This is a genomic window from Duganella sp. SG902 (genome assembly GCF_013376005.1).
Classification (GTDB): domain Bacteria; phylum Pseudomonadota; class Gammaproteobacteria; order Burkholderiales; family Burkholderiaceae_D; genus Rugamonas.
This window is the reverse complement of sequence record NZ_JABMJK010000010.1, coordinates 140,553-153,282: the sequence shown is the minus strand read 5'-3', so window position 1 is coordinate 153,282 and position 12,730 is coordinate 140,553. Positions and strand designations below refer to the sequence as shown.

Here is a 12,730-nt window from a genome sequence, read left to right as displayed (position 1 = left end):
TCAGAATTGAAAATAGAGAAATTCGCTGACCCGGTTCATATTGAACAGGCAGCCCAGAAACAACAGCGCCATCGCAGCGCTACGCCACTTGACTGGCGACCAGCGCAATGGCTGGCCCAGCAGATCCTGCGTATTCGGCGCAAACAGCGCCAATACCATGGCCAGCAGCAGCGCCGGGATGGCCGGACCGCTGAAATCGATCCAGCGTATGCCGTCAAACGCCGGCTGCCAGCCCAGCGCGCCAAGCGGTTCGGCAAACCCCGCCGCGCCGCGCGGCAGGGACACGCCATTCAAACCGGCCAGCCCCCGCAGCACATCGGACGCGGTCCCCATATCCGGCGCGCGGAACACCACCCAGGCCAGCATCACCGCCAGCATGGTCAGCCAGCGTCCCCACCAGCGTGGCGCGGACGCTCCCGCCACCGCCTGCCAACCGTGATGCAGCACCAGATACACGCCGTGCAGAGCGCCCCAGACCACGAAGGTCCAGCCGGCGCCATGCCACAGGCCGCCCAGCAACATGGTCAACATCAGGTTGCGATAGCGCTGCAAGGTGCCGCGACGGTTGCCGCCCAGCGGCACATACAGGTAATCGCGCAGGAAGCGAGACAGGCTCATATGCCATCGCCGCCAGAACTCGCTGATGTTCGCGGCCTTGTAGGGTGAATTGAAATTCAGCGGCAACCGCACGCCAAACAAGCGCGACAAGCCGATCGCCATGTCGGAATATCCGGAAAAATCGAAATACAGCTGAAACGTGTACGCCAGGGTGCCGATCCACGCCTCCACCAGTTGCGGTTGCGCGTTCGGTGCGAACACCGGCCCCACCAGCACCGAAATCGGATCCGCCAGCAAGACCTTCTTGCCCAGACCTAGCACGAATATCGACAGGCCAATGCCGATGTCTTCCATGTCCAGCCGCGCCGGCCGGTCGAACTGCGGCATCATCTCCTTGTGATGCAGCACTGGCCCGGCAATCAAGTGGGGGAAATAGCTGACAAACAGCGTGTATTGCACCAGCCGGTACTCTCCTGCCCCTCCCCGGTGGCAATCGACCAGGTAGGCGATCTGGGTGAAGGTGAAGAAGGAAATGCCGACCGGCAGCACGATCGCCCAGCCGTGCCAGTGCATGCCCAGCTGGTTCATGCTGTCGATAAAGAAATTGGCATACTTGTAGTAGCCCAGCAAAACCAGATTCGCCGCGACGCCGAACAACAACAGCCGCCGATGCCGCGCGCACCAGTAATTGAAAACGATCGATCCCAGCAGCAGCGGCAGATAGCGCGTGTCCCAGTACCCATAGAAAAACAGCGATGCCAGCGCCAGCCATCCCGCCGTCCAGCCCGCCCGCCAGCGCAGCAGCGTGAAATAGCCGCCCAGCACCACCGGCAGGTAGAGGAACAGGAAACTGAACGAGTTAAACAGCATCGCCCAGCTCCCGGTAGCAGTCGGCGATGCGCAAGGCCACGCGCTGCCAGGTGAAGGCTTGAACCAGCGAGCGCACGGCCCCCCGCCCGGGCGGATGATCGGCAAAGTTGCGGATCTCCCGGCCCAGTGCCGCGGTATCGCTCCAGCGCAGTTGCTTGAGCGCGAAGGCGCTGTCCGGCAGGCTGAGTGCGCTTTCGTCCGTCATTACGACAGGTGTGCCGGCGGCCAGCGCCTCCAGCACGCAGAGCGGAAATACCTCGCCCTGGCTGGGCAGGGCCAGTACCGACGCGGCGGCATAGGCGCTCGCCAGCAAGGGATCGCGGTGATCGAGTTGGCCGAGCCAGTGCACCTTGGGCGACTCCCGCAGCTGCCGCAAATAGTCCTGATGCTGGCGTTGCGCCTGCCCGGCCAGCACCACCGGCAAGTCCAGCTTCTCCAGCGCGCGGACCAGTCCCAACTGATTTTTGTATGGCGAGATCGCCCCCACCATCAACACAAACGGCCCGTTCAGGCCCGTGCGGGAACGGAACAGATATTCGTCGGCGCGGAAGAAGTGTTCACCGATGCCATTCGGCAGCACGCGTATGCGGGCAGGATCGACGCGGAACCCCTCCTCCAGCGCGGTCTGCTCGGCCGGCCCCAGCGCCACCACGATCCGCGCCAGTTGCAAAGCGCGCTTGGTCTGGGCGTAGCTGGTCTGCACAGTCCACTGCGTGAGCCGCCCCGTGAGCCGGTCGGCGACGCGTGCGCGCAACGCCATTTGGCGGTTCCATCCCGGCGACAGCAGGGCCGACAAGATCACCGGCACGCCCAGTTCATGGGCCATTTCCACCACGCGGTAATTGCCGTTGATGGCGGAAAACACGTGAATGACGTCGTAGCTGTCCAGCCGGTCGCGGTTGGGATCGACCAGTTCCACCTGCAGGGGCAAGCGTTGCAAGGCCTCGATGGTCGAGCGCACCTGCACCTGCAAGCCGCCTTCGCGCTGGAACAGCATGGGATACGACAGAATGCCAATGCGCATAGCGACCTCTCATCGGTGCAGCAGCGCCATGGCCTTGCGCGCCGCCAGTGTGCATTCATCGGCCAGCGCGTGGCGCAGAGAGCGCATCGCGGCCAGCCAGAACAGGAAACCGGCCAACGCCGCCCACAGCAGCGGCGTGCCCGGATGGCCGAACCGCGCCGCGGCCGCCGCGCCGCCCAGGGCGGCGCCGGCCGCCAGCGCGCTGCGCCAGCTTGCGGCCGCCAGATCGCGCAGTCGCAGGCCTGTCAGCTGGCGCAGATAAACGTAGGTCAAGCCGCTGCGAAACAGCGCGCCGGCCACCACGGCCCAGCCTACCCAGTACAGGCCGAACGGGGCCGCCGCCAGCACCGCCAGCACGCGCACCGGCACCGCCTGGGCGTCGAGCCGCGCCTGCGCCCGCACCTCGCCCATGGCCACGAACAGATAACGTGCCATGCTGAACAAGCTGTACAAGGCGGAACCGATGCAGATAACGCGGATAAGCGGCACGGCGGCGTCCCACTGATCGCCGTACAGCAAACGCACCAGCGGTTGCGCCATCAGCGCGACAAAGCCGAAGAACGGCAAGCTCAGCGCCGTCATGTGGCTGACCGTCGTCAAGTACACCTGGCGCAAGTCGCCGCCGCCGCGCGCCTGCGCGGAAAACAGTGGAAAGATCACCGGCGAGATCGCGGCCGTCACCAGTTGATTGAACACGTTGATGACGCCCATGGCCTTGCCGTAAATGCCCACCTCGGCCACGCCGGCCATCTTGCCGATAATGAGGTCCGGCGCGGCCACGCCGGCCTCGTCAATCAAGGTGCCGGCGGTCGACACCGCGCCAAACGACAAGACCGCGCGCGCACCGCGCCAGGAGGGCAGCCACGGCATGTCGGCCGGGCGGCAGCAAGTGGTCGCCAGCAAGGTCGCCGCCGCGCCCGCCACCGCCCCCATCGCAAGGCTGAGATAGCCCCAGCCGCTCATCGCCAGCAGCACGGAACACCCGGCTTGCGCCGCACACTGACTGACGTTGATGGCGAACACGGCCCGAAACCGCATCAGCCGCCGCAGATACGGCAGGGCCACCGCGCTGAACGGCACCAGCAAGAAGTTGATGGCGAGCAGCTGCAACATGATCCGCAAGCGCGGCTCATGATAAAACCATGCCGCCGGATAGCCGCCGGCCAGCACCAGCGCGGCCAGCGTCCACGCGATCAGCATGTTGACGCCCAGCGCGGCGCGCAGCTTTTGCCGGTCCAGCGTCTTTTCCTGTATGACGTAGGCGCCGACGCCAAAGTCGCGCAGCACTTGCACCAGCCCGACCAGCACGGCGCCGACCGCGTACACGCCCACTTCGGCCGGAGTCAGCCAGCGTGCCAGCACCATGGCGCTGGCCGTGTTCAGCACCAGCAGCGTGTATTTCTCGGAAAACGACAGCAGGAAGGACAGTCGCGGTTTCATAGCAGTCCCCGGTAGAAGTCGCGCACCTGCTGTCCCACCACGGCGTGACTGTAGCGTTGCTGCGCTTCCTTCCGACCATGCCAGCCCATGTCCGCGCGCCGCTCGGAATCGGCCAGCAGCTCGCCCACCAGCATTACGGCGGCCGGCACATCGTCCGCCGGCACCAGCAGCCCGCCCCGGCTGCCGCGCAGGATGTCCGCGCTGCCGGGAACGTCGGTCGCCACGGCGGGCACGCCGCACGCCATGGCTTCGATGGTGGCGATGCCGAACCCCTCGTTACGGCTCATCAACACGTGCGCATCCAGCGCCGGCATCAGCTCGTGCACGGCATCGACAAAACCGGTGAAGATCACCCACGGCAGCACCTGCAATTGTTCCGCCTGCGCGCGCAAGTCCGCTTCCAGCGGACCGCTGCCGGCCAGCACCAGGTACAGCCCCTGAAAACGCCGCCGCAGTTGTGCGAACAACACCAGCAACAGCTGAGGCCGTTTTTGCTCGGACAGCCGCCCGACCGCGCCCATCACCAGCGCGTGCTGCGGCAGGTTCAGGCGTTGACGCGTCTGCATCCGCGTCGCCAGCGACGGTTTGAACAGATCGACGTCCACCCCATTCGGTATCACCGCCAGGCGGGTGGACGCTAATATATACGGCTGATAGGCCGCCATGAAATGCCGCATGGCCGATTCCGACACCGCGTAGATGCCGCGCACGCCGCAAAACGCCTGGCGCAACAGCTTGTCATGCCAAGGCGTGAAGCCGGGCGGCGGAAACGCGTTATGCACACTGATCACGGCCGGCAAGCCGCAATGGCGCGCCAGCCACAGCATGGAGGCACCATAGTGCGTCCAGCACAGCGCGACGTGTACCAAGTCCGCCCTGAACGCGCGCAGCCGGGCGGGCGCCAGCCAGCGGGCACGCCAATATCGCAGCTGGCGCCAGCGCCACGGACCTTCAAAAAATGGCGGCGGGCCAAACTGCGCCACCGTGATCTGTTCCCGCGCCAGCCGTTGCGACCAGCTGTCCAGTCCCTCGAACTGGCGCAGCGCCAGCACGCCCGTGTAGCCGGCCGGCCGCAAATAGCGGACTTCCTGCGCCATCCGCAGTTCCATGCCGCCCAGCTCGCCGGAATAGCTGGTGACCAGCACCGTCGGACCGCTGCGCGGCGCGCCGTGCCAGGCCTCATGGAAATATCCGCTCAGGAAAGCCAGTTCCCAGCGGTGCCGGAATTTGCGGCCTACGTCGCCTTTCAGCGCGGCGCCAGCCCATGCGGCCAGCTCCAGCGCGTAACGCATCAGCATCCAGCGCGGCACGCCGAACCACTCGGCGAAGCGTCCGGGCCGTTCCTGCCGGTACTTGCCCCGCCCAAAGCGCCACGCTTTGCGCAGGATGTAATCGATGCGCACCTGATGTGTGCGGATCTGATGCGCGACCTGCGGCGCGCGGCAAAACCAGGCCTGATGGCCGGCGGCGGCCAGGCGGCGCGTGAACTCCGTCTCGCTGCCCATCGCATAGTCCGCGCCGTTGGGGCCGGTGCAGGTATCGAAGCGATGCCCCGCCGAGAAAATCGCGCGCCTGACCGCCATGTTGGCGCCCCAAACCAGCCCCGGGAACACCGGGCCGTCCGGCAACGCCGGCGAGGTTAGGCCATAAGTCAGGCCGGTGGGTATCAAGGGCAACAGCCACGCCGGCGGTGCCTCCGCCCAGTCGGGCGCGATGGCGCCGCCGAAGACATCGTGATCGGGATGAGCATCCCCGCAGGCCTGCCACTGCCGCAGCCAGTCTGGCGCCGGCACGGCGTCGTCGTCGGTAAAGATGAACAGGTCCTGGTCCTCGCCCTGTGCGGCCAGCGCATCGTCCAGCGCGCGATTCAGCGCATGGTTCTTGCCGGCCCGCGCCTCATGCAGGCAGCGCAACGGCAGACGGCTGGCGTAGCTGGCCAGCAGCTCCGCCGTGCCGTCCCTGCTGCCGTTGTCGATGATGAGCAGGCGCCAGCCGCCGGCCGGCGGCATCAGGCGGCAGTAGGCGTCCAGCACCTTGGGCAACGTGCCTAGCCCATCGCGAGTCGCCATGAGTACGGTCAACAAGGCCTGCCCTCCCCTGTTCTAAGATCGCTAGAGCAAAAAGCCAGTGTACTAACAGGCTCAAACGCTTCGTTGAGCCAAATCAACGACTGCCATGCGCGACATACTCATCACCCTCATCGTTTTCGCCAGCCTGCCGCTGATCGTGAAGAATCCGGTCAACGGCGTGCTGATGTGGATCTGGATCAGCGTCATGAATCCGCACACGCAGGGCTGGGGCTTCGCCACCACGTTTCCGTTCGCGCAGATCATCGCCGTGGTGACCATCTTCAGCCTGGCCACCTCGCGCGCGCCCAAGAGCCTGCCCGCCAGCGGCATCACCTTCGCCCTGCTGGCCATGGTGTTGTGGATGAACGTCACCACCCTGTTCGCGATCTTCCCGGCCGCCTCGCAGATACAACTGGGCAAGGTGATGAAAATCATGCTGATGAGCCTGGTGACCATGGTGGTGATCCGCAGCCGCCAGGACGTGCACCGCATGATCTGGGTACTGGCGATATCGCTCGGCTTCTACGGTGTAAAAGGCGGCATCTTCACGGTGCGGGAAGGCGGCAATTTCCGTGTCTGGGGCCCGACCGGCACCTTCATCGGCGGCAACAACGAAATCGCGCTGGCGCTCATCATCGCCATTCCGCTGATGCGCTACCTGCAGCTAAGCAGCGACCAGCCCTGGGTCAAGCGCGGCTGGACGGCGGCCATGGTGCTGTCGGCGATGGCGGCGCTGGGCTCGTATTCGCGCGGCGCCCTGCTGGCCATCGCCGCCATGATGATGCTGATGTGGCTGAAGAGCCACAAGAAGATGCTGGGCGCGCTGCTGATCGCCGTGTTCGCGCCGTTCGCCATGCTGTTCATGCCCGAACGCTGGACCGAACGCATGGACAGCATCACCGACTACCAGTCCGACAACTCCGCCATGGGCCGCATCAACGCCTGGAACATGGCGTACAACCTGGCCCGGGACCGCTTCTTCGGCGGCGGCTTCGAGATCGCCGAGCCGTCGGTGTTCTATCTTTACGCGCCCAATCCGGCCGACGTGCATGCCGCCCACAGCATCTATTTCCAGGCGCTGGGCGAGCACGGCTTCATCGGACTCGGCCTGTACCTGCTGCTGGGCACGCTGACCTGGCGCTCCGCCGCCTGGGTGGTGCGCAACAGCGGCGATGATCCCGAGCTGCAATGGGCCAGCAACCTGGCCAAGATGATCCAGGCCAGCCTGATCGGCTTCGCCGTCGGCGGCGCCTTCCTCAGCCTGCTTTACTTCGACGTTCCCTACTACCTGATGGCCGCCGTGGTGGCGCTGCGCGCATTGACGGCGCAGCGGCTGGCGAGCCGCGCTTCCGGAGCCGTGCCATGAACCGCCTGTCTATCCTGATCTACCATCGCGTGCTGCTGGAGCCCGATCCCCTGCTGCCCAGTCTGCCGGACGTGCGGCGCTTCGATCACCAGTTGTCGCTGCTGAAGCGCTGCTTCCACGTCTTGCCGCTGAGCGTCGCCCTGCACCGCCTGCGGCAGCGGCGCCTGCCGCCGCGCGCGGCCGCCATCACCTTCGACGACGGCTACGCGGACAACGCCGACTTCGCCCTGCCGGTGCTGCAACGCCACGGCCTGCACGCCACTTTCTTCATCGCCAGCGCCTACCTGAATGGCGGCCAGATGTGGAATGACGACGTGATCGCGCACGCGCGCCAGGCCAGGCTGGCCCCGCGCGCGCTGGATCAGCTGCTGGATCAATTGAAATATCGGCCGTTTGAAGACCGCCTCCGCGCGGCCCGCGCCCTGGCGCCGCCCCGCCACCGCGACTTGATGATGACCAGCGCCCAGGTACAAACGCTGGTGCGGGCCGGCATGGATATCGGCGCCCACACGCATCGTCACCCGATACTGGCCGCCGTGCCGGACGCCGAGGCGCTGGCCGACATCCGCCAAGGCAAGCAAGTGCTGGAAGACATCATCCAGACCCCGCTGACCATGTTCGCCTATCCCAACGGCAAGCCCGGCGCCGACTACCACCAGCGCCACGTCGACATGGTGCGCGAACTGGGGTTCACGTGGGCCTTCAGCACCGTGGCTGGCACCGCCTACGAAGGCAGCGACCTGCTGCAACTGCCACGCTTCACGCCCTGGGAGCCGGACCGCCCGCGGTTTCTGCTACGCCTGCTGGCGCAACGGCGGGTTGCGGTATAGCGTGTTGTTGCAGCCACTGCTCCAGCATCATCAGCACCCACACCATGGTCCCGTGGTAGGCCGGATGCTCGCGCACCAGCTTGCGCGTGAGCTGATCGATGAACTCGGGCCGCACGATGCGCCGCCGCTTCAGATCGCTCAGGCTGTCATAGGCGAGCGCGCGCAGATGCGCGTCCGTTTGCAGCCATTGGCCGAACGGCATGCCGAAACCGTGCTTCTTCTTGCGCAGGATGGCGCGCGGCAGATGCTGGCGCAAGGCATGCTTGAAGAAATAGCGCAGCCGCGTGCCGTGCAGTTTATCGGCAGGCGGCAGGCGCGCCGAAAACGCCAGCATGTCATCACTGAGGAATGGAAAAGCCGCTTCCACGCCAGCCAGCCGGCAGGCCGTGGTGACCTTGCGCAAGTCGTTGTCGGCCAGCGTGTAGCGCAGATCCAGCGCCTGCATGCGGTTGATCTGGCTGAGACCGTGCGATTCCCAGTAGCAGGCGTTCAGCTGATCCAGCGGCGACGCCTGGTCGATGGCGGCCAGGAACTCCGTGTGCAGGACCTGCGCCGGGCCATAATGCCGCAGCAGATTGTAGCTTTCCAGGCGTGCCGGCATCGGCAACAGCGCCTGCTCGACGTAGCTGCGGGCCTTGCGCAGCAACCGCAGATCCGCGTTGCCTGCGACGCCGAACAGCAGCGGCTCGAGCGCCAGCTGACGCACGCTGGACGGCAATCGCTCATACCGTGCGAACACCGCCTGACGTGCGTAGCGCTCGTTACCGCCGAACAGCTCGTCGCCGCCGTCGCCGCCGATCAGCTTGCCAATGCCATCCGCGCGTGCCATCTCCGCGCAAAAATAGGCCGGGACGATGGAGGAGTTGCCGAACGGCTGGTCGCAGGCGGCCGCGATGCGTGGAATCGCGTCGGCCACGTCGCCCGCGGTCAGGTAATACTCGTGGTGGCGGGTCTTGAAATGCCGCGCGGCGAGGCGGGCGTAGTCCATTTCATCGTAGCCATCCACGTCGAAACCGATCGAATAGGTGCGCGCCGGTTGCCCGCTGATCTCGCCCAGCATGCCGGCCAGCGTGGAACTGTCGGTGCCGCCGCTGAGAAAGGCGCCCACTTCGCCCCCTGCCGATTGTCTCACCGCATCGCGCACGATATCGAGGAACTGCCGTTTCATCACCGCAAACGGCAGCGCGCGCTCCTCGCGGAAACGCATGCGCCAATACACGCCGCGCTCGCTGCGGCCGGCCCGATACAGCAGGTACTCGCCCGGCAGCAGGCGCTGTTGGCCACGATACACGCCGCGCGGCGCCGGTATCACGTGGAAATACAGATAGTTGTAGATCGATTGCGCGTCCAGCTCGCCTGCCGGCAGCGCCGACGCGTCGGTCGCAAACCACAGTCCCTGCGGTCCCGACTGATAATGCATGCTGTACACGCCGCTGCGGTCTATGGCCAGCAGCGCCTGCCCGGACGCATGATCTATCACGCAGGCCGCGAAATGACCGCCCAGCTCGACGCAAGCCGCCGCGCCGCGTGCCCGCCATGCGGCGGCGAAGCGTTCCGCCATGCGCTCGCCGCTGCCATCCAGTGTGGCGCGGCCCCAGATCACCGCCACCAGTCCAGGCTCACGGTGCATGCTGAGCCGTTGGTCGCGCTCCGGCGTGCTCAAGCCAAAGCCGGGCGCCTCCGGCGGATTGATGTAGCCGCTTACGCCGTTCATACCAGCACCTCCAGCGGCAGCGGATGACTCAGGAACGCGGTCGGACTGGCGGTCATGCCGTAGGCGCCGGACTGGAACACCACCACGAAGTCGCCCGGTTCGACGCGGGCCAGTTCCATGCTGTCGGCCAGCTTATCGAGCGGCGTGCACAGCGGGCCCACCACCGTGGCCACCTCGCGCGGGCCGGCTTGCATGCGGTTGCCGATCGCGACCGGATAATTCTTGCGTATCACCTGTCCGAAATTGCCGGACGCCGCCAGATGGTGATGCATGCCGCCATCCGTAATCACGAACACCTGTCCGTGCGACAGCTTGCGCTCCAGCACGCGGCAGACGTAGACGCCGGCCTCGGCCACCAGATAGCGCCCCAGCTCCAGCACCAGCCGCGTTTGCGGCGACTCCGCGGCCAGCTTGCGCATCAGTTCGTGCAAGCCCTCGCCCACCGCCGCCAGATCGAGCGCGCGCTCGCCGGGGAAGTACGGCACGCCAAAGCCGCCGCCGATGTTTAGCACCCGCAGCGGAGACGGCGCGTAGCCAGCCAGCCGCAGCGCCAATTGGACGCACAGGCGCTGCGACTCGCCTATCGCCCTGGCGGACAGGTTCTGGGCGCCGCAGAACAGGTGGAAACCGTGAAAATCCAGCCCCAGCGCGGCCATTTTGCGCAGCATGGCCGGCACGCGCTCGGCGTCCACGCCGAACTGTTGCGCACCGCCCGCCATTTTCATGCCGGCATACTTGAGCTCGAATTCGGGATTGACGCGGACCGCCACGCGCGGCGTCAGGCCCAGCAATTCGCCTATGCGCGCGGCCCGTTCCATCTCCTGCTCCGATTCCAGGTGCAGCAGCGCGCCCGCCGCGATCGCGCCGCGCAATTCGGCATTACTCTTGCCCGGACCAGCAAAGCTGATGCGCGACGGCGGCATGCCGGCATCCAGCGCCGTCTTGAGTTCGCCGCCGGAGGCCACGTCAAAGCCGTCCACCAGCAAGCCCATCATCTGCACCAGCGCCGGCATGGGGTTGGCCTTGATGGCGTAATGCAAATGCAACGCCGGCGGCAAGGTGCTGCGCAACAAGGCCACGCGCGACTGGATGTGCTCGCGCTCGTAGGCATAGAACGGCGTGCCGCCCACCCGCTCGGCCAGCCGTGGCAGCGTGATGCCGCCCAGTTGCAGGCAATCGTCCAGCACCGGGAACTGGCGCAGCTCGGCGTGCGCGGGCGTCATGGGCGCGCCTCCAGCGTCTGCGCGAGCAGTTTGCGGTCGATCTTGCCGTTGGGATTGCGCGGCAACGGCTGCTCGCGTAACTCGATGCGGGCGGGCACCATATAGGCCGGCAAGGCACGCTTGCAGGCGGCCAGCAGCGCGTCGCCATCCACGGTCAGGCCCACCACCATCAGCGCGATGGCCTGGCCGAGCGTGGGATGCGGATAGCCGAAGGCCGCCGCCTCGCACACCAGGCCGGTGGCGTAGACGATTTCCTCCACCTCCGCCGGGCTGACGCGGTAGCCGGAGGTCTTGATCATGTCGTCGCCGCGGCCGATGAAGTACAGGTAACCCTCCTCATCGGCCCGCACCGTGTCGCCGGACCAGACCGCCAGCTCGGCCAGCGGCAGGCCGTCCGCGCGCGCCGGCAAGGGGCGGAAACGCTCGGCCGTTCGGGCCACGTCGTTCCAGTAGCCCATGGAAACCAGCGCGCCGCGATGCACCAGTTCGCCCGGCTCGTTGGGCGCGCATGGCGAGCCATCTTGCCTCAGCACGAGAATTTCCGCGTTGGGGATGGCCTTGCCGATGGAGTCGGGCCGCAGATCCAGCTGCTCCGGCGCCAGATAAGTGGAGCGGAACGCCTCGGTCAGGCCGTACATCAAGAAGATCTGCACATGCGGCAAGGCGTGCCGCAAGGCCTTGATGGTGTGGCGCGGCATCACGCCGCCGGAGTTGGTGATGTAGCGCAGGCGGCGCGCGTGGTTCCAGCTCAGCTCGGCCAACTGTATCCACAGCGGCGGCACGCCGGCCAGCCCGGTGATGCGGTCGCGGTCGACGGCGTCCAGCACGTCGCGCAGCAGCAGGTGATTGAGCAGCACCGCGCAGGCGCCGACGGCGAAGGCGGTGGTCAGCTGGCTCAGGCCGTAATCAAAGCTGAGCGGCAGCACGCACAGGATGCGGTCTTCCGGCGTGTTGTTGAGGTAGCCTGCGACGCTCAGCGCGCCCGCCACCAGGTTGCGGTGCGACAGGATCACTCCCTTGGGCTTGCCGGTGCTGCCCGAGGTGTACAGGATGGCCGCCATGTCGGCGTCGATGCAGGCGTGGGACGTGCGCGGCGGCGCCGCCCCCATGCTTTCGCGCCACGAGTGCAGTTGAACACCGGGCGGCGGCGCCAGGCCCTCCATTGAGCCGATCACGATCAACGTGCGCAGGTCCGGGCAGGCCGCCAGCACGCCGGCGAGCTGGTTCAATCGCTCGCGCGACGTGACCAGGACGCGCACATTGCAGTCGGCCAGGATGTACGCCACCTGCTCCGGCTTCAGCACCGGATTGACCGGCACGAACACGCCGCCGGCGGCGGCAGCGCCGAACATCGCCACCACCGCCTCCTCGCGCTTTTCGAGGAACACCGCCAGCCGCTCGCCGCGCGCGAGGCCGTGGTTCAGCCAGGCGTCGGCCGCCTGCCGCACCATCTGCGCCAGGGCGCCATAGTTCAGGCCGACGCCCTGGTAGGACAGCGCCTGCCGCTCGGGTGTCGCGCGCGCGGATGCAAAGATGAAATCGTGGATTAACTGCGCCATGACGGTAGGCCTTCGCTGTGGACGGGTCTTCCATCATCGAGACAATCCGCGCGGGCGTTCTTGATAAGGATCAAACA

The 12,730-nt window shown here is 66.5% G+C and carries 9 protein-coding genes; 2 read left to right on the top strand and 7 right to left on the bottom strand.

Going from position 1 to position 12,730, the window contains the following annotated elements:
- From FHW83_RS20810 to FHW83_RS20795, 4 genes are read right to left on the bottom strand one after another with little or no spacing between them, the layout of a single operon-like run.
- Window positions 1–1,428, bottom strand: a complete 1,428-nt coding sequence (locus FHW83_RS20810; protein WP_176648262.1) for an MBOAT family protein — start codon at window positions 1,426–1,428, stop codon at window positions 1–3.
- Window positions 1,418–2,452, bottom strand: a complete 1,035-nt coding sequence (locus tag FHW83_RS20805) for a glycosyltransferase family 4 protein (RefSeq protein ID WP_176648261.1) — start codon at window positions 2,450–2,452, stop codon at window positions 1,418–1,420. The genes FHW83_RS20810 and FHW83_RS20805 overlap by 11 nt, the downstream gene beginning before the upstream one ends.
- A gap of 9 nt (window positions 2,453–2,461) precedes the next feature.
- Window positions 2,462–3,892, bottom strand: coding sequence for a lipopolysaccharide biosynthesis protein (locus tag FHW83_RS20800; RefSeq protein ID WP_176648260.1), 1,431 nt, complete (start codon window positions 3,890–3,892; stop codon window positions 2,462–2,464).
- A complete protein-coding gene (locus FHW83_RS20795) occupies window positions 3,889–5,961 on the bottom strand; it encodes a glycosyltransferase (protein WP_176648259.1) in 2,073 nt (690 codons plus the stop codon). Before FHW83_RS20795 ends, FHW83_RS20800 begins: the two co-directional genes overlap by 4 nt.
- Before the next feature lie 106 nt (window positions 5,962–6,067).
- On the opposite strand from FHW83_RS20795, the gene FHW83_RS20790 reads away from it, so the two are divergent.
- Both FHW83_RS20790 and FHW83_RS20785 read left to right on the top strand, forming a co-directional pair.
- Window positions 6,068–7,327, top strand: coding sequence for a putative O-glycosylation ligase, exosortase A system-associated (locus FHW83_RS20790; RefSeq protein WP_176648258.1), 1,260 nt, complete (start codon window positions 6,068–6,070; stop codon window positions 7,325–7,327).
- Window positions 7,324–8,157, top strand: a complete 834-nt coding sequence (locus tag FHW83_RS20785; protein ID WP_176648257.1) for a polysaccharide deacetylase family protein — start codon at window positions 7,324–7,326, stop codon at window positions 8,155–8,157. Before FHW83_RS20790 ends, FHW83_RS20785 begins: the two co-directional genes overlap by 4 nt.
- Here FHW83_RS20785 and FHW83_RS20780 read toward each other — a convergent pair.
- Genes FHW83_RS20780 through FHW83_RS20770 form a run of 3 tightly spaced genes read right to left on the bottom strand, consistent with a single transcriptional unit; the run spans window position 8,087 to window position 12,653 of the window.
- A complete protein-coding gene (locus FHW83_RS20780) occupies window positions 8,087–9,871 on the bottom strand; it encodes an asparagine synthetase B (protein WP_176648256.1) in 1,785 nt (594 codons plus the stop codon). The genes FHW83_RS20785 and FHW83_RS20780 overlap by 71 nt on opposite strands.
- Complete coding sequence (locus FHW83_RS20775) at window positions 9,868–11,094, bottom strand: pyridoxal-dependent decarboxylase, exosortase A system-associated (RefSeq protein WP_176648255.1); 1,227 nt, start codon at window positions 11,092–11,094, stop codon at window positions 9,868–9,870. The genes FHW83_RS20780 and FHW83_RS20775 overlap by 4 nt, the downstream gene beginning before the upstream one ends.
- On the bottom strand, window positions 11,091–12,653 hold the full coding sequence (locus tag FHW83_RS20770; RefSeq protein ID WP_176648254.1) for an acyl-CoA ligase (AMP-forming), exosortase A system-associated: 1,563 nt from the start codon (window positions 12,651–12,653) through the stop codon (window positions 11,091–11,093). Before FHW83_RS20770 ends, FHW83_RS20775 begins: the two co-directional genes overlap by 4 nt.
- Between the last annotated feature and the right edge of the window lie 77 nt (window positions 12,654–12,730).